The sequence below is a fragment of the Ochrobactrum sp. Q0168 genome, from assembly GCF_016427605.1.
Lineage (GTDB): Bacteria > Pseudomonadota > Alphaproteobacteria > Rhizobiales > Rhizobiaceae > Brucella.
Genome location: NZ_JAELXQ010000006.1, coordinates 258,093 through 272,792, shown reverse-complemented (window position 1 = coordinate 272,792; position 14,700 = coordinate 258,093). Strand labels below are relative to the sequence as shown.

The window sequence follows — 14,700 nt, the reverse complement described above, 5'->3', positions numbered from 1 at the left end:
GGTGGGCGATATCGGCCACCACCTTGAGATTGTGTTCCACCATCAAAACGGCGCGATCCTTCGCGACATCGGCAATGAGGGCGGCGATGGTGTGAACGTCTTCATGGCCCATGCCGGCCATCGGCTCATCGAGCAGCAGCACTTTGGGATCGAGCGCAAGCGTGGTGGCGATTTCCAGCGCGCGCTTGCGGCCATAGGACAAATCCGCAGCCAGTGCATGACGGGCATCGGCAAGGCCGACGCGTTCCAGAAGCGCGATCGCCTGCGCATCCAGCCGGTCGAGTGCTGCAAGCGAACGCCAGAATTGCGTGGCAAGGCCGTTCGGGCGCTGCAGCGCCACCTTGACGTTTTCCAGCACCGTCAGATGCGGGAAGGTTGCGGAAATCTGGAACGAGCGCACCAGTCCCATCCGCGCCACTTTGGCCGGATCGGTCTTGGTAATCGTTTCGCCCAGAAGCGTGATCTCGCCGCTTGTCGGCTGGAGAAACTTGGTCAGAAGATTGAAGACCGTCGTCTTGCCAGCCCCGTTCGGGCCGATCAGCGCATGAACGCGGGCATGGTCCACATCAAGATCGACATTCCTCACCGCATAAAAGCCGCCAAACGACTTGCCCAAGCCGCGCGCCGACAAAACAGGACGCGCAGCGGCTTGCGATGGAGAATTCGAGCTCGACGGCCCTGCTTCACGCAGAGCCGTCACATTGCCAGAAGCTGTCATTCAATAAGCCTCTTACTGCGTGACCAAAGGACAGCCGCCCTTATCGAGCGGACGGAACGCCTCGTCGCCCGGAATGGTGCGCAGAACTTTATAATAGTCCCACGGACCTTTGGATTCCTCAGGCGACTTTACCTGAACAAGATACATGTCGTGTACCATACGACCGTCTGCGCGCAGCTTTGCGTTGCGGGCGAAGAAGTCATTGATATCCATCGTGCGCATCTTGTCCAGAACCACCTTGCCGCTGGTGGACTTCGCTGCTTCCGAAGCCTTGAGATAATTCATGACCGCCGAGTAAACGCCAGCATGAACCATTGTCGGCATTTTGCCGTTCATCCGTTCGCCGAAGCGCTTCGACCAAGCGCGGGTCTGGTCATCATAATCCCAGTAGAAGCCGGTGGTGAGTGTCAGTCCTTTTGCAGTCTCGAGGCCAACGCTATGGACGTCGGAGAGAAACAGCAACATGCCCGCAATCTTCTGTCCACCCTGAGCAATGCCATATTCATTGGCCTGCTTGAGCGCAGTCATCGTATCGCCCGAGGAGTTAGCAAGGGCAATCACGTCAGCGCCCGACGCTTGCGCCTGTAGCAGGAAGGAGGAGAAATCCGTGGTTTCACGTGGATGACGCACGGAGCCCACAACTTCGCCGCCGCTTGCCTTGACGGCTTCTGTCGTGTCCCGTTCGAGGGCATGACCGAAGGTGTAGTCAACCGTGATGAAGTACCACTTCTTGCCACCTTCCTGCGTCATGGCGCGACCGGTACCATTGGCAAGTGAATAAGTATCCCAGGTCCACTGCGCCGTCGTTGGCGAGCAGGCCTTGCCCGTCAGGTCCGAGGAACCTGCGGTCGATGCCAGAAAAGCTACGTCCTTGTCACGCGCGATCTCTTGAACCGCCATTGCGACCGACGATGTCGGCACGTCGATAATGGCCTTGACGTTCTTCTCATCGATCCAGCTGCGCGCCAGCGTGGATCCGATATCCGGCTTGTTCTGATGATCGCCGACGATGACTTCAATGGCCTCGCCATTCAACTTGCCACCGAAGTCCTCCACAGCCATCTTGGCCGCAACGACCGAGCCTTCGCCAGCAAGATCGAAATTCATGCCGGACATATCCGTCAGCACACCCAGTCGAACGGGCTCTGCCAAAGCCGGGCTTGCAAGCACCATTGCGGCAAATGCACCCGAAAGCATCATTGATTTCATTGTCATGGTTTTCCTCCTCCCAAATAATAACGGTGTCAGCCCGACTGACTGCTGCTTTCCACAATCAGTCTCGCCAGATAAAACTGGTCTGCTTCATAAGGTGCGGCCCAGTTGGCGCGGTGTTCTTGATCAATAGCCCTCTTGGTCATCCGCAGGGCTAAAGGCGAGCATTCGGCGATTGTTTGCGCGAAGAGTTTTGCGGCTTCTACCGCCTCACCTGCGGGAGCAATCTTGTCGCAAAGCCCCATATTGAGCGCGTCCTGCTCGCCGATCCGCTCATTGGCGAAAAGCACGCGCTTGGCACGCGTCGGGCCGATAAGCGACGACAAAAGGGGCAGTCCGCCCCAACCCAGCGTCATGCCCAGACGGACTTCTGGAAACTGAAAGAAGGCGCCCTCAGCCATAACGCGGAAATCGGCTGCCAACGCCAGAATGCCGCCGCCACCAACGGCCGGTCCCTCGACGGCCGCGATCGTGATCTGCGGCAGCAACCGCCACCGATCACACATGACGCCGCCGAGCGACATGGCCGTGTGGCGAGAGACAGCGTCCGCATCGTTGCGCCACAGGTTCTCATCCTTCAAATCAACGCCACCGGAAAATCGGCTTTCGGTTCCGGCGATGATTACGACCTGAACACTGTCATCCGCCGATAATTCGTCCGCTGCCTGGATGAGCGCCTTGATTGATTCTTCATTGAGAGCATTGGCCTTGCCGCCCCGGTCATAGCGCGCCACCGCAATCGGTCCCTCGCGCTTGATATCGACTATGGCCATTTCCATCCTCCCAGATGTTTTCGCTTTGACATACTACCGAGTATGTTGCATATTCCAAACAGGTTTGCAACTGCCCTCTTTTGAAGGTTTAGTTGCGGCCGGGTAGGAGGAATTCAGAACATGACGCCAGACCAGCGCGCGCTCAACCGTAACCATTCCGTGTTACGATATCTTCTCGATCAATATGCAGCCGAGCGCCCCACGGCACCATTCGTGCATTTTTGGCCGTCGACGGAATGGGATTACAAGACGACCCGCGACCGCGTTCGCCAGCGCGCGGCAACGCTGCAATCCCATGGCGTAAAACGCGGCGATCACGTGCTTTGTTTTATGGGCAACGGCCCGGATCTACTTACCACCTGGTTCGCGATCAACTATATTGGCGCTGTCTATGTGCCGATCAACACTGCAGCACGTGGACGCCCGCTGGAACATATTCTGGACGACGCGGATGCACCACTGATGGTTGCTCACGCCGATCTGATGGAACGATTGCTGAGTATCGCCCCCGGCAAGCTGCGCAAAGTTCTGGTGGTCGAAGGCACCATAGACTGCACCATTGCTGGCGTAGAAATCCAGCCTTTGACTGACGTGGAAACAGTCAGCGAGACCGAACTTGTTCTCGACAAGCCGATTGAGCCTTGGGACACGCTTGCCATCATGTACACATCTGGCACGACGGGCAATGCCAAGGGTGTCGTAACCTCTTATGTGCAGCTTTATACAATGGGTCCTGACGCCTTTGACTGCGTGGATGAAACGGATCGTTGCATGATCTGCGGTCCGATCTTCCATTGCGGCTCCACGCTCTATGTCTACGCGATGCTGGCGCGCGGCCTTTCCATCGGCATGATGCGCGAGTTCAAAACTCAGCATTTCTGGCAGGCTGTTCGAGAAACGAACTCGACCTATTGTCTGTTGCTCGGCGTCATGGCGAGCTTCCTCCTGAAACAACCAGTTTCATCGGATGATCGCAACCACCCGCTGCGGCGCGCCTTCATTACCCCGTTCGGCGAGGATGGCCCATTATTTGCGGAAAGATTCGGCATCGAGGCATGGACCATTTACAACATGACCGAAATCGCCAGCCCGCTTGTTGCTGGACCCGGCATTACGCAAAAGGGAATCGCCGGAAAGCCGCGCCCCTGGTATCAGCTGCGCGTGGTTGACGAAAACGACATCGAAGTGCCGGATGGCACAGCCGGTGAACTGGTCATCCGCTCCGACCGCCCCTGGGCGTTGATGAAAGGTTACTACAACAACCCGAAGGCCACCGTCGAAGCGATGCGCAATGGTTGGTTTCACACCGGAGACAGCTTTCGCAAGGATGAAAATGGCGTCTATTTCTTCGTAGATCGCCTGAAAGACGTCATTCGGCGGCGCGGCGAAAATATCTCCTCCTTTGCGTTGGAGGCCGAAGTGCTTTTCCACCACACCGTCAAGGAATGCGCGGCCATCGCAGTGCCAAGCGAATTGAGCGAAGATGAAGTGCTGATCGCCGTAACTCCTGTCGAGGGACAGGAAATCGTCGCCGGGGAACTGCTGGAATTTCTCGCAGGCCGGCTGCCACGCTTCATGGTGCCGCGCTATGTGCGAATTTTGGAATCTCTTCCAAAAACCTCGAGCGGTAAAATTCAGAAACATGTACTACGCAGCGAAGGCATTACCGGAGATACGATCGATCGCGAACTCAATGTGAAGCGCGCGGGCTGATCTCTCAAAATCGAAAGACCTGAACATCATGGAAAATTTCGTTTTCAATACAACGCCATCCATCGTGCTGCAGACCGGCGGGCTGGCGAAGATCGCTGATATTGCCGGGCATCTGCTGGGCAAGCGCGTGGTCATCGTAACCGACAAGGGATTGCGTAGACTCGGGCTTCTGGGCCCGGCCACAAACGCTTTGGAACAGGCAGGCATTGCCGTTTCGATCTTTGATGATGTGCAGGCCGACCCGCCAGAAGGCAATGTTATCGCGCTGAAAGATCACATTCTGGCTCACGAAGCGACTGGCGTTATTGCCATTGGCGGCGGCTCCTCAATGGACGTTGCGAAGGTTGCCGCTCTGATCGCAAAAAGCAGTGAGACGCTCAACGACATTTACGGCGTCAACATCGCTCGTGGACCGCGACTGCCGCTCGTGCTGGTGCCGACGACAGCGGGCACCGGGTCGGAAGTTACACCTATATCGATCATCACCACCGGCGCATCGGAGAAGAAGGGCGTCGTCTCCCCACTGCTGCTGCCGGACATGGCAATTCTCGACGCGGATTTGACTGTCGGCTTGCCGGCAGCGGTCACTGCCGCCACTGGCATCGACGCAATGGTGCACGCCATAGAGGCTTATGCTTCAGCTTCCGCCAACAACAACCCTTTGTCGCGTTCGCTGGCGCGCAACGCGTTGCAACTGCTCGGCGCCAATATTCGTACAGCTGTCTTGAACGGCGGGAACCGCGACGCACGCGCCGCCATGCTGCTCGGCTCGCTGCTTGCCGGTCAGGCCTTTGCCAATTCTCCGGTTGCTGCAGTTCATGCCCTCGCCTATCCGATTGGTGGGCATTTCCATGTACCCCATGGCTTGTCTAATGCGCTCGTGCTTACGCATGTTTTGCGCTTCAACCTGCCGGAAGCAAGCCACGTTTATGCGGAAATTGCCGCAGATGTTTTTCCGGAACTGAGCACCGTGTCGGCAGAAAACCGTGCTGAAGCCTTTGTCGAAAAACTGGCGGACCTCAGCCGTGAGCTCGGCGTGCCGCAGACATTGCGCGAAGTGAATATTACGGAAGACGACCTGCCCCTGCTTGCGCGCGACGCCATGAAACAGACCCGCCTTCTGGTCAACAATCCGCGCAAGGTCACTGAGGCGGATGCCTTGGCGATTTATAAAGCCGCTTATTGACACCGCCGCTGACAATATCATGAAAAAGGCCGGTTTAACCGGCCTTTTTCGTTTCAATCAACATATTTCGAACAAGCCCGCAGCGCCCATACCGCCGCCAACGCACATGGTCACCACCACATAGCGTCCATTGCGCCGCTTGCCTTCGATGAGGGCATGCCCGGTCATACGCGCGCCCGACATTCCATAAGGATGGCCAATCGAAATAGCGCCGCCACTGACGTTCAGTTTTTCATTGTCGATGCCGAGCTTGTCTCGACAGTAAAGTACCTGCGCTGCGAAGGCTTCGTTCAGCTCCCACAGATCGATATCATCAACTGTAAGGCCATGCTGCTTGAGCAGTTTGGGTACGGCATAAACAGGGCCGATACCCATTTCGTCAGGTTCGCATCCGGCGACCGCCATTCCACGATAAATACCGAGCGGAGAAAGACCCCGCTTTTCTGCTTCCTTTGCTTCCATTAGCACAGACGCCGAAGCACCATCGGACAGCTGTGAGGCGTTGCCAGCAGTAATATAGTTCCCCTGCGCGATCATCTGACCACCGGCAAAGACCGGCTTCAACCCGCGCAAGCCTTCCAGCGTGGTTTCGGGGCGATTGCCTTCATCCATCGCTAGCTCAACGCTTTTCGCGGAAACCTCGCCCGTGGCCTTGTCCGTGACCAGCATGGAAGAGCGAAGGGGTACAATTTCTGCGTTCAGGCGGCCTGCTACCTGTGCCGCCGCTGTGCGCTGCTGCGATTGAAGCGCATATTCATCCTGCGCCTCACGCGATATACCATAACGAGCGGAAACGATCTCCGCCGTCTCGATCATGCTCATGTAAGTAGCAGGCAGATGTTCCGTCAACCAAGGATCGCGCCATCGATAGACGTTCATATGGTCGTTCTGCACGAGCGAGATCTGCTCTACGCCGCCGCCGATGGCAATCGTCATACCGTCGCCGGTGATCTGCTTGGCGGCAGTTGCGATAGCCATCAGCCCTGAAGCGCATTGTCGGTCCATCGACTGGCCAGGAACTGAAACCGGAAGGCCAGCCCGCAACAAGGAGGTGCGGGCGATATTCATGTGCGTTGTGCCTTGCTGAAGCGCAGCACCAAGGACAACGTCCTCAACTTCGGCACCATCGATGCCCGCGCGCTCAACCGCAGCGGCAATCGCGTGGCCCGCTAGCGCTGGCGCTGTGGTGTCGTTGAAAGCGCCGCGATAGGCTTTGCCAATCGGGGTGCGTGCAGTTGATACGATTACAGCTTCTCTCATCAGAGCTCCTCCACTGACGCCGAAACGTAAAGCCTCCCGGCCAATTCTTTCAATTCCGGGGTCAGCGGAACAGGCCGTCGCGTGTCTCGGTTAACATAGACATGCACATATTCACTTACAGCAGCCGTCAGCTCTTCGCCATCCTTGAAGATGCCAAATCCCCATAGCAGGCTTGTAGTGCCGATATGCTCGACACGTACCCCGACAACGACACTGTCAGGATAAGAAATCTCGGAGAAATAATTCGTAGAATTGCGCGCGACGATACCGATGGGGGTGGAGCCATTCAGCTCCAGAGCGCCTGCCGCGATCAACGACCGGTTCAATGCCGCATCGCAATATTGCATATAGACGACATTGTTGACGTGGCCATAAATGTCCATGTCGCTCCAGCGTGTCTGCATTTCGTAGAACTCCCGATAGGCTGACCGATGTTCAGCCTTCGGGCGGATTTTTTGCGCCGTCATTCGACAGCCTCATGCGCCCGCGAAGTTGCGATGATGCGATCCACATGCGCCAAACCGGCATCGGTCTCGATAAAGTTGGTCATGTCATCGATCTTTGTGAAAGCAGCGGCGACGGCTTCCGGCGTCCGCTCGCCTTTCGGCAGATAAACACCTTCGCTTTCCACAATTGCCATACGAGCCACAGTACCTGCACCAGCAAGAAGAACGGTGCGGCTCGGCGCCTGTTCACTCACGAGGAAGAGCGCAGCCGGAACGACATTTTCAGGTGCGAGACGCACCAGCATTTCTTCGTCCAGCACATCGCCGGTCATGCGCGTTGCCGCCGTTGGAGCAATCGCATTGACATGAATGTCATACTTTTCGCCTTCAAAATGCAGCACATTCATCAAGCCGACGAGCCCCGCCTTGGCGGCACCATAGTTGGACTGGCCGAAATTCCCATAAACGCCGGACGTGGAAGTCGTCATTAGGATGCGGCCATAGTTCTGGCCTTTCATGACGTCCCACACCGCGCGGCTGGCATTGGCCGAGCCAATAAGATGCACGTCAACCACGGCGCGAAAATCAGACATTTCCATCTTCGCAAAGCTCTTGTCGCGCAAGATCCCGGCATTGTTGATGAGAATATCAATGCGACCAAATTCTTCGACCGTGCGCTTCGCCAGAGCCTGCATGTCTTCGAACTTCGTAACGTTGCCTGCGTCCGCAATGGCGACACCGCCCTTGGCGCGAATTTCCGCGACGACTTTTTCGGCTGCTTCCGATGCCCCGCCAGTACCGTCACGGCTGCCGCCGAAATCGTTCACGATGACTTTTGCCCCGCGCGCTGCCAGTTCGAGGGCATAAGCGCGCCCAAGTCCACCACCTGCGCCGGTTATAATTGCAACGCGATTTTCAAAAGAAATGGCCATGTGATCCTCAACCTACAGTCAGTATGAGCCAGTCGGCGGCGAGCGCTGGCTTGGTTTCGTCTTTGATTTCAACGGTCGCAGCAAGGGTCTGGAGCTGACCATTCCCTTTCGGCTGCACCGATTTGGAGCTGAATACGCCACGGATGGAAGACCCAACCTTTACCGGCGAAAGGAAGCGGACCTTGTCGAAACCATAGTTGATTTCAACCGTACCGGCCGCAACTTCCGGCAGCACCTCGCGGCTGAGCTTGGTCAACAGGCCAAGCACGAGAAAACCGTGGGCGATGGTGCCACCGAACACACTTTCGGTCGCTGCGCGTTGCGGGTCTGTGTGAATGAATTGATAATCGTCAATCACATCGGCAAATCGATCCACGAGCTGTTGATCGATCTTGATCCAGTCCGAGTACAGGAGCTGGTTTTCTGCGTTAGCAGAGGGCGCAGACGCAGTGGAATTAGGCTGAATTTGCAAATTTATGTCCTCCAAGCGCTGAAAAATGAACCGTAGTCGCATTAATCAACAACATACCGCGTAGCATGCACTTGAACATCGCCTTGTCTAGTGGCATTTTCCTTACAAAATTTGCTAGGCTGGGTTGCCGCTTACCTATGCATAAATCGGAGTAGCAGATGGCTGACAGCCGCCGATCTAACCGCACGGACAGTACCGGGAATGTCGTGATCCTGGAAACCGCCGCCCAGTGTTTCATGGAACAAGGCTTTTCGACGACAAGCATTGATGATGTGGCGCGCAGGATGGGCTCCACCAAGGGGCGCATCTATCATTATTATTCTTCCAAGACAGATTTGTTCTTTGACGTGCACCGGGAAGGCATGGAACGACTGTTCAAGGCCGTGGAACCGGTTATGACGCTGAATGGCTCTGGCCTGTACCGGCTTGAAGAGATGCTGACGGCCCATGCGCTTGCCATGATGAACAACGTCGCTTTCGAAGCAGTCGTCGTGCAAGGCGTTCATATGCATAAGCTCGCGGCGACCACACCCGACCAGCGCAGAACGCTCAACGAACTGATCTCTATCAGACGCCGGTTCGAGGACTTGTTCAAGCAGGTCATTCGCGAAGGCATAGAAGATGGCAGCATTCGTCACGTCGATGTATCGATAGCGGCCAAAGCGGTGCTCGGTGCCATCAACTGGCTATCGATCTGGTATCAACCAAGAAGCGTCGATACCGACGCTGACAGGATAGCCTTGGCCAGGGAAATTGTAGGCATACAGATCAAAGGTCTGCATTCGTAAGAGACGACCAGGCGTCTCTCACGAATGGGGCTCGATTGCTTTCAGAACCACATTGACGCATTTCATTTCGTTGTGACGAAGCGATCCAGTTTGCCCAGTGTCTCCATCCCAAGCTCAATGGCTCCAAAGCCCTTGGCACCCTGGAATTCAGCCGCTGTGTTGAAGACCATTCCCAAGGTCACTTTCGTAAACCCGTCCTGATCCTCGAACGCGGCCCATGCATCGGCATGTTTCGGCCCATTCTCGCCCCACAAAAGCGTATAGCCGAGCCGCTCTTCCGGCTTGATCTCACAATAGCGGTGGTGGTTTGGATACACCGTGCCGTCCGGTCCGATCATATCGAAAACCCATTCACCGCCCTGACGCAGATCGATCCTCTTTGTGCGACAGGAAAAACCTTCCGGCCCCCACCAGAGCGGCAAGGTTTCCGGATTCATCCATGCTTTCCAGACAACCGTGCGCGGCGCTCGAATGACTTTCTGCAACACCATGGTGCGCTCGGCGGCCTGACCCAGATTGTCCAGCCCCGCGCTGAAGCCTTCTCTATAGCCAGCCTCCATATCTCCGGCCAGCGATGACAACTGAACCGTCACCGTCACACTGCTGCGTTCGCCTTTATCGGCAAAGGCAGCAGTAACCAATGCTGCCGATTGCTTCACGCCTTCACTGGAGATCACTTCATAATTCACGCTGCGTAAAGCGGGGTGCAGTTCGAGCCAGCCACATTCGCAGCAAATGTCGGGCTGATCTTTCACCTTGCATAGCGAAACCTCACGACCACCAATCCGGGTGTCGGCTTCCAGAAATTCCACTTCGACGGCAGAGTTCGGCGCAGACCAGACCGCCCGCGCGGCGGGAGCAGTCCACGCCTGCCACAGAACGGACACCGGCGCCGCCACGTCCCGCTCTAAGGTGAGGGTTACAAAACGGCCTTCTTCTATGGGCGCGACATCAATACTATCGAGTTTCTGATTCCGTGTCATTTTTGCGCTCCTCCATAACGTTCATCACAAATGCATCAAGACGATCCAGTCGTACTTCCCAAATGGCGCGCTGTTCATCCATCCAACGGCGCGCCGGTTCCATCGCCTCGGGTCGGATAGCACAGGTGCGTATTCGTCCGTCCTTCGACGATACGATCAAACCCGCGTCTTCCAGCACGGAAAGGTGTCGCATCACCGTCGGCAGGCGCAGTCCGGTCGGACCTGCCAAATCCGTCACCGCGGTCGGCCCACCAGCTAAACGGGTCAGGATCGACCGGCGTGTCGGGTCAGCCAGCGCGTGGAACAAGAGTGAAAGATCTGGATCATGCTTAGCCATATTGCTAACTATCCACATGATGAAACAAAGCGCAAGGGAAAACTTAGCTGTTTAGCGAAGTTTCTCTTGCGCTCTCAGTTTGGGTTGCGACTATGAAAAACAGTTAACCACAATAAGCGCGAATGATTTTGCCGGTCGTAGCGTCTGTTTCAATAGTTACGCGCTCCTGCCTGAAATCCATCGTAACCGGATCGCCAGGCTTCACCTGACGGACGATGGTTGCGCCTGTCAGCTGCATGGCGGCTTGGTCTGTCATTTTATGCTTGCCGGCAAGAGTTTCTGCAACATCCTTCTTGCAGCTTCGAGCTTCAGCAGCGACCGGAGCCTGCTCCTTTTGGCATGCGGCAACGGCAAGCAACAGCACGACACCAGACAACAAAGACGCGCGACGCATGAAAACCATAATCAAGATATCCTTTCAGAACGAACCATCTGCCACCGGAATAGCACTATTGCGAAACACCAGCAGCCTTGCACAGATACATAATCTCGCTCACGTGACTGGAACCTGAACACAGGACGATTTCCTGTTGGCGCAGCAAATCAGTATCGGTATGTTTGCCAGAACGGCGATTGATATCGGGATGGAACTATGAATCTGCATAATGGAAGCATATGGGCGAGATTTCGCTCTGCTTTGCTCCCATTTGTCATTTGGTCACTGCTCAATCTTCTGATTGTTGGTTGTCTCGCAGTTTATCAGCGATCCGCTTTGATGTCCGAACTTGAAACAGCCAGTTTCACTTTGCATCGCGAAGCTTCTCAGCGTGCGGTTCAGCATGATGCCCATTTGACCGCGCTTTCAACGATTGCGCAATCCAAGACGCGAACCGCCGAACTCTCACAGGACGACGTGTTTCTCGAAGTCGCTACAACCATCACGCGCTTCTATCCGCGTATTGATGAAATTCAACTTGTACCGATCAATCCCACAGCGCCGGTTACCGGCACAAGAGCGCTGGAACCAGAGTTGGCTGCAGCAATACGAGCGGCAGCACTTTCATCGAGCGGCGTTCCGAAACTGATCACAACGGCAGCGCGTCCCGGGCATTACATGATCGTAAAGCGCAGTCCCAATAACGATGCTCCCCACGACGGGCTAACATTATCGATTAACGCTGATGCCCTGATCAGCTCGGACGATACATTCTGGCAACGCGATGGTGTCGCACGGCGTATTCTCATGCCCGACGGAACTGTCCTTTTCAGCAGCCCTGCGTCATTTGGAACCGCGCTTTTTTCCAAGCAATTGGGAAGCGCCTCTCAGCCGCTTCTTTTCGAAACCGCCATGAATGTGGGATGGGCGGCTCTGCTGCATCTGGACCAGTCGATCCCGATCCTCATTCTCACAAACCTGCTGTTCTTCGGCGGCATGGTAATCATTCGCCAGATACAACGCACACACCATGCGGAACGTCGCGCCGAACTGAGCGGCCTAGAAGCCCGACTGGCCCATGCGTCACGCGTCAACACCATGGGGGAAATGGCAAGCGGCATGGCGCATGAACTGACGCAGCCGTTGACGGCACTCCTCGCTGGCGCGCAAGCCGGACGCCGCCTATTGAGCCGCAACAACACAACGGCGCTTGCCAGCGCACTTGACAATATGGTGGATCAGGCGCGCCGCGCGTCTGCCATTCTGGATCGGTTACGCAACTGGTCTCGTCCACAACGCAGCGAAAACACCAAAGCCGACCTCCGTCTTTCGTTGCAAAATGTACAAACCCTGCTGGCCTCAGAAGCGAAACGGCAAAGTGTCAGGGTCGAGCTTCTAATACCTGAAAGCCCGTTGATAGCTCCAGCAGACCCCGTGGAAATGGAACAGGTAATGTTCAATCTTCTGCGCAATGCCATCGAGTCTTTTCACGACACTGACAACGGCAGTGAACGGCACGTAACAGCATCGCTCAAAACTGAAGGAACCATGGCGGTTCTAGAAGTTCAGGACAATGGCCCTGGCGTCGCGCCCGAATTGCTACCTCGGCTGTTCACACCGTTCACGACAAACCGCCCTGAGGGAACCGGCCTTGGACTTGCCCTAAGCCAACGTCTGGTCGAACGTTTCGGCGGCGAGATTTCTTATATCCCGCAGGAGCACGGGGCGCTATTTCGCGTGGTGCTTCCGACGGTTGCCGACAAAGAAAGTTGAAACTGATGGTTCAGCCTGTTTATCTCGTGGATGACGATGCAGCGGTCAGAAAAGCGCTTAGCCTCCTGCTCTCGACCATCGACATTGAGGTCAAGACTTTTGCCGATCCGTCGGCATTTCTGGCACAATTGCCACGACTGACGCCGGGATGCCTGATTTTCGACATTCGTATGCCGGTGATGACGGGCCTTAAACTGCAGGAAGTTTTGGCGGCACAGAAAATCGACTGGCCTGTGGTCATTATTTCCGGCCACGGCGATATCGAAGCCTGCCGCCGCGCGTTCCGCAACGGTGCAGTCGATTATCTTTCCAAACCCGTCGATGAACAGGACCTGATCGATGCAATCCAGAAAGCGCAGCAATTGCTGGACCATATGTTGGGCAGCAAGGCGCTGAGAGCTGAAACACTTGCCCTGCTCGACATGCTGACGGCCCGTGAGCACGAGGTGCTGGACCGTATTGCACAAGGCTTCACCACCCGGCAGATTGCGGATGGTCTTGGTTTATCTCCACGAACCATAGACAGCCACCGGGCAGCCATTGGTATAAAACTGGGCACCACATCGCAGGCGGAAATGACCCGCCTGTGGCTCGAAGGAAATGCAAATCCGTAGTTCTACGGATAAGATCGCAAAGGCTACGGATTCAGTTTCAGGGCGGGCGGAGTTAGATCACACCCATCGAAACCGAGGAACAACCATGATCCGTAAAGTTGCAATTATCGCTTTGTCGATGGCTCCGGCTACCGCTTTCGCTCAGACTCTTCCCACGACGCCTTATTTGCCGCTCGATCTGGCAACCAAGGCTGCTCAGGCGGCGCTGGATGCGTGTGTCGCCAAGGGGAACAATGTGAGCGTTGCAGTTGTAGCGCGTGATGGATCGACGAAAGTTCTGCTGAAAGCCGACCTTTCCGGTCCGCACACCGGCAATAGCGCCACAGGAAAAGCGTTTACGGCGGCGGCTCTTGGCCGCGACTCCGGCGAACTTGCAGAATTTATCGCTTCAAAGCCAGCCAATAGCGGCATGCGGGATATGGATTCGCGCTTTGTCATTCAAGCTGGCGGATTGCCGATCAAAATCGGCGATGCACTGGTGGGCGGAATTGGCGTCGGCGGCGCACCGTCGGGCGCAACAGATGCCGAATGTGCACTTGCTGGCATCCAGGCAATCGTTGCAAAATAAGAACAGTCGGGGCCGCAGCTAAGCGGCCCTATCTTTTCTTGCAGGTGAGTCACCGTTGCCTTGAAACAAGGCTCCTTTTCATAGATGAAGGCATATAATCTGCGCGCCAATCTTAGAAACAGGAAAGTGCCGATGACTGTTACGATCTACCACAATCCGAAATGTGGCACCTCTCGCAACACGCTGGCGATGATCCGCGCCAGCGGAGAAGAACCAGTCGTCATTGAATATATTCAAAATCCGCCACCACGCGAAAGACTGGTCGAGTTGCTGACAGCGATGCGGGTAACGCCCCGCCAGCTCTTGCGCGAGAAAGGCACGCCCTACGCACAATTGGGCCTGTCCGATCCAAAATGGGCGGATGACGAGCTGATCGATTTCATGATGGCGCATCCCATCCTGATCAATCGTCCTATTGTGGAAACACCGCTTGGCACCCGGCTCTGCCGTCCCTCGGAACTAGTCCTTGATCTTCTCGACAATCCGGTTACGACATTCACCAAAGAAGACGGCGAAGAAATCACTTACGAAAAGGTGTCAACTTGATAT

The 14,700-nt window shown here is 55.9% G+C and carries 17 protein-coding genes; 7 read left to right on the top strand and 10 right to left on the bottom strand.

Translation table 11 applies throughout. From position 1 onward, the window contains the following. From JAU75_RS13730 to JAU75_RS13720, 3 genes are all read right to left on the bottom strand, one after another. On the bottom strand, positions 1 to 718 hold a 718-nt coding region (locus tag JAU75_RS13730; RefSeq protein WP_199057057.1), incomplete at its 3' end, for an ABC transporter ATP-binding protein. Positions 719 to 730: 12 nt separating this feature from the next. Then, the gene (locus JAU75_RS13725) at positions 731 to 1,933 is read right to left on the bottom strand and encodes an ABC transporter substrate-binding protein (protein ID WP_199057056.1); all 1,203 of its coding nucleotides are present in this window, start codon (positions 1,931 to 1,933) and stop codon (positions 731 to 733) included. A gap of 29 nt (positions 1,934 to 1,962) precedes the next feature. Then, positions 1,963 to 2,703 (bottom strand): enoyl-CoA hydratase/isomerase family protein, encoded by a 741-nt coding sequence (locus JAU75_RS13720; protein ID WP_199057055.1) that lies wholly within the window; start codon positions 2,701 to 2,703, stop codon positions 1,963 to 1,965. Between the two features lie 120 nt (positions 2,704 to 2,823). Here JAU75_RS13720 and JAU75_RS13715 point away from each other — a divergent pair, with 120 nt between their 5' ends. Both JAU75_RS13715 and JAU75_RS13710 read left to right on the top strand, forming a co-directional pair. After that, a complete protein-coding gene (locus tag JAU75_RS13715) occupies positions 2,824 to 4,416 on the top strand; it encodes an AMP-binding protein (RefSeq protein ID WP_199057054.1) in 1,593 nt (530 codons plus the stop codon). A gap of 28 nt (positions 4,417 to 4,444) precedes the next feature. Next, on the top strand, positions 4,445 to 5,602 hold the full coding sequence (locus JAU75_RS13710; protein ID WP_199057053.1) for an iron-containing alcohol dehydrogenase: 1,158 nt from the start codon (positions 4,445 to 4,447) through the stop codon (positions 5,600 to 5,602). A 57-nt stretch (positions 5,603 to 5,659) separates the two neighbouring features. On the opposite strand, the gene JAU75_RS13705 is transcribed toward JAU75_RS13710, so the two are convergent. Genes JAU75_RS13705 through JAU75_RS13690 form a run of 4 tightly spaced genes read right to left on the bottom strand, consistent with a single transcriptional unit; the run spans position 5,660 to position 8,712 of the window. Continuing rightward, on the bottom strand, positions 5,660 to 6,862 hold the full coding sequence (locus JAU75_RS13705; RefSeq protein ID WP_199057052.1) for an acetyl-CoA C-acyltransferase: 1,203 nt from the start codon (positions 6,860 to 6,862) through the stop codon (positions 5,660 to 5,662). After that, entirely contained in the window at positions 6,862 to 7,329 is a 468-nt protein-coding gene (locus JAU75_RS13700; RefSeq protein ID WP_199057051.1) for a thioesterase family protein, read from the bottom strand. Before JAU75_RS13700 ends, JAU75_RS13705 begins: the two co-directional genes overlap by 1 nt. Beyond that, positions 7,326 to 8,240, bottom strand: coding sequence for an SDR family NAD(P)-dependent oxidoreductase (locus JAU75_RS13695; RefSeq protein ID WP_199057050.1), 915 nt, complete (start codon positions 8,238 to 8,240; stop codon positions 7,326 to 7,328). Before JAU75_RS13695 ends, JAU75_RS13700 begins: the two co-directional genes overlap by 4 nt. Positions 8,241 to 8,247: 7 nt before the next feature. Then, on the bottom strand, positions 8,248 to 8,712 hold the full coding sequence (locus JAU75_RS13690) for a MaoC family dehydratase (protein WP_247880487.1): 465 nt from the start codon (positions 8,710 to 8,712) through the stop codon (positions 8,248 to 8,250). Between the two features lie 158 nt (positions 8,713 to 8,870). Between JAU75_RS13690 and JAU75_RS13685 the strand changes: the two genes are divergently transcribed. After that, the gene (locus JAU75_RS13685; RefSeq protein WP_199057048.1) at positions 8,871 to 9,500 is read left to right on the top strand and encodes a TetR/AcrR family transcriptional regulator; all 630 of its coding nucleotides are present in this window, start codon (positions 8,871 to 8,873) and stop codon (positions 9,498 to 9,500) included. A 62-nt stretch (positions 9,501 to 9,562) separates the two neighbouring features. Here the strand turns inward: JAU75_RS13685 and JAU75_RS13680 are convergent, their stop codons facing one another. The 3 genes from JAU75_RS13680 to JAU75_RS13670 all read right to left on the bottom strand — a co-directional run bounded on the left by JAU75_RS13680 (position 9,563) and on the right by JAU75_RS13670 (position 11,223). Beyond that, positions 9,563 to 10,483: an SRPBCC family protein gene (locus JAU75_RS13680; RefSeq protein ID WP_199057047.1), complete on the bottom strand. Its 921-nt coding sequence runs from the start codon at positions 10,481 to 10,483 to the stop codon at positions 9,563 to 9,565. After that, entirely contained in the window at positions 10,458 to 10,820 is a 363-nt protein-coding gene (locus JAU75_RS13675) for a metalloregulator ArsR/SmtB family transcription factor (RefSeq protein WP_199057046.1), read from the bottom strand. The genes JAU75_RS13680 and JAU75_RS13675 overlap by 26 nt, the downstream gene beginning before the upstream one ends. A gap of 103 nt (positions 10,821 to 10,923) precedes the next feature. After that, positions 10,924 to 11,223, bottom strand: coding sequence for an I78 family peptidase inhibitor (locus JAU75_RS13670; RefSeq protein ID WP_199057045.1), 300 nt, complete (start codon positions 11,221 to 11,223; stop codon positions 10,924 to 10,926). Positions 11,224 to 11,535: 312 nt separating this feature from the next. On the opposite strand from JAU75_RS13670, the gene JAU75_RS13665 reads away from it, so the two are divergent. The 4 genes from JAU75_RS13665 (at position 11,536) to arsC (ending at position 14,697) form a co-directional block, all read left to right on the top strand. Continuing rightward, positions 11,536 to 12,969 carry an ATP-binding protein gene (locus JAU75_RS13665; protein ID WP_247880486.1) on the top strand — a complete coding sequence of 478 codons (1,434 nt, stop codon included), beginning with the start codon at positions 11,536 to 11,538 and terminating at the stop codon, positions 12,967 to 12,969. A 5-nt stretch (positions 12,970 to 12,974) separates the two neighbouring features. Further along, positions 12,975 to 13,583 carry a response regulator gene (locus JAU75_RS13660; protein WP_199057043.1) on the top strand — a complete coding sequence of 203 codons (609 nt, stop codon included), beginning with the start codon at positions 12,975 to 12,977 and terminating at the stop codon, positions 13,581 to 13,583. Between the two features lie 85 nt (positions 13,584 to 13,668). After that, positions 13,669 to 14,151: a heme-binding protein gene (locus JAU75_RS13655; RefSeq protein ID WP_199057042.1), complete on the top strand. Its 483-nt coding sequence runs from the start codon at positions 13,669 to 13,671 to the stop codon at positions 14,149 to 14,151. A gap of 132 nt (positions 14,152 to 14,283) precedes the next feature. Continuing rightward, positions 14,284 to 14,697, top strand: coding sequence for an arsenate reductase (glutaredoxin) (arsC, locus tag JAU75_RS13650; RefSeq protein WP_199057041.1), 414 nt, complete (start codon positions 14,284 to 14,286; stop codon positions 14,695 to 14,697). Positions 14,698 to 14,700: the final 3 nt, after the last annotated feature.

Bases quoted from the DNA above. Each gene is read 5' to 3' on its own strand.
- JAU75_RS13720 (WP_199057055.1), bottom strand. From the start codon at position 2,703: ATGGCCATAGTCGATATCAAGCGCGAGGGACCGATTGCGGTGGCGCGC.
- JAU75_RS13700 (WP_199057051.1), bottom strand. From the start codon at position 7,329: ATGACGGCGCAAAAAATCCGCCCGAAGGCTGAACATCGGTCAGCCTAT.
- JAU75_RS13715 (WP_199057054.1), top strand. From the start codon at position 2,824: ATGACGCCAGACCAGCGCGCGCTCAACCGTAACCATTCCGTGTTACGA.
- JAU75_RS13695 (WP_199057050.1), bottom strand. From the start codon at position 8,240: ATGGCCATTTCTTTTGAAAATCGCGTTGCAATTATAACCGGCGCAGGT.
- JAU75_RS13685 (WP_199057048.1), top strand. From the start codon at position 8,871: ATGGCTGACAGCCGCCGATCTAACCGCACGGACAGTACCGGGAATGTC.
- JAU75_RS13675 (WP_199057046.1), bottom strand. From the start codon at position 10,820: ATGGCTAAGCATGATCCAGATCTTTCACTCTTGTTCCACGCGCTGGCT.
- JAU75_RS13670 (WP_199057045.1), bottom strand. From the start codon at position 11,223: ATGGTTTTCATGCGTCGCGCGTCTTTGTTGTCTGGTGTCGTGCTGTTG.
- arsC (WP_199057041.1), top strand. From the start codon at position 14,284: ATGACTGTTACGATCTACCACAATCCGAAATGTGGCACCTCTCGCAAC.
- JAU75_RS13725 (WP_199057056.1), bottom strand. From the start codon at position 1,933: ATGACAATGAAATCAATGATGCTTTCGGGTGCATTTGCCGCAATGGTG.
- JAU75_RS13660 (WP_199057043.1), top strand. From the start codon at position 12,975: ATGGTTCAGCCTGTTTATCTCGTGGATGACGATGCAGCGGTCAGAAAA.
- JAU75_RS13705 (WP_199057052.1), bottom strand. From the start codon at position 6,862: ATGAGAGAAGCTGTAATCGTATCAACTGCACGCACCCCGATTGGCAAA.
- JAU75_RS13710 (WP_199057053.1), top strand. From the start codon at position 4,445: ATGGAAAATTTCGTTTTCAATACAACGCCATCCATCGTGCTGCAGACC.
- JAU75_RS13680 (WP_199057047.1), bottom strand. From the start codon at position 10,483: ATGACACGGAATCAGAAACTCGATAGTATTGATGTCGCGCCCATAGAA.
- JAU75_RS13665 (WP_247880486.1), top strand. From the start codon at position 11,536: ATGTCCGAACTTGAAACAGCCAGTTTCACTTTGCATCGCGAAGCTTCT.
- JAU75_RS13655 (WP_199057042.1), top strand. From the start codon at position 13,669: ATGATCCGTAAAGTTGCAATTATCGCTTTGTCGATGGCTCCGGCTACC.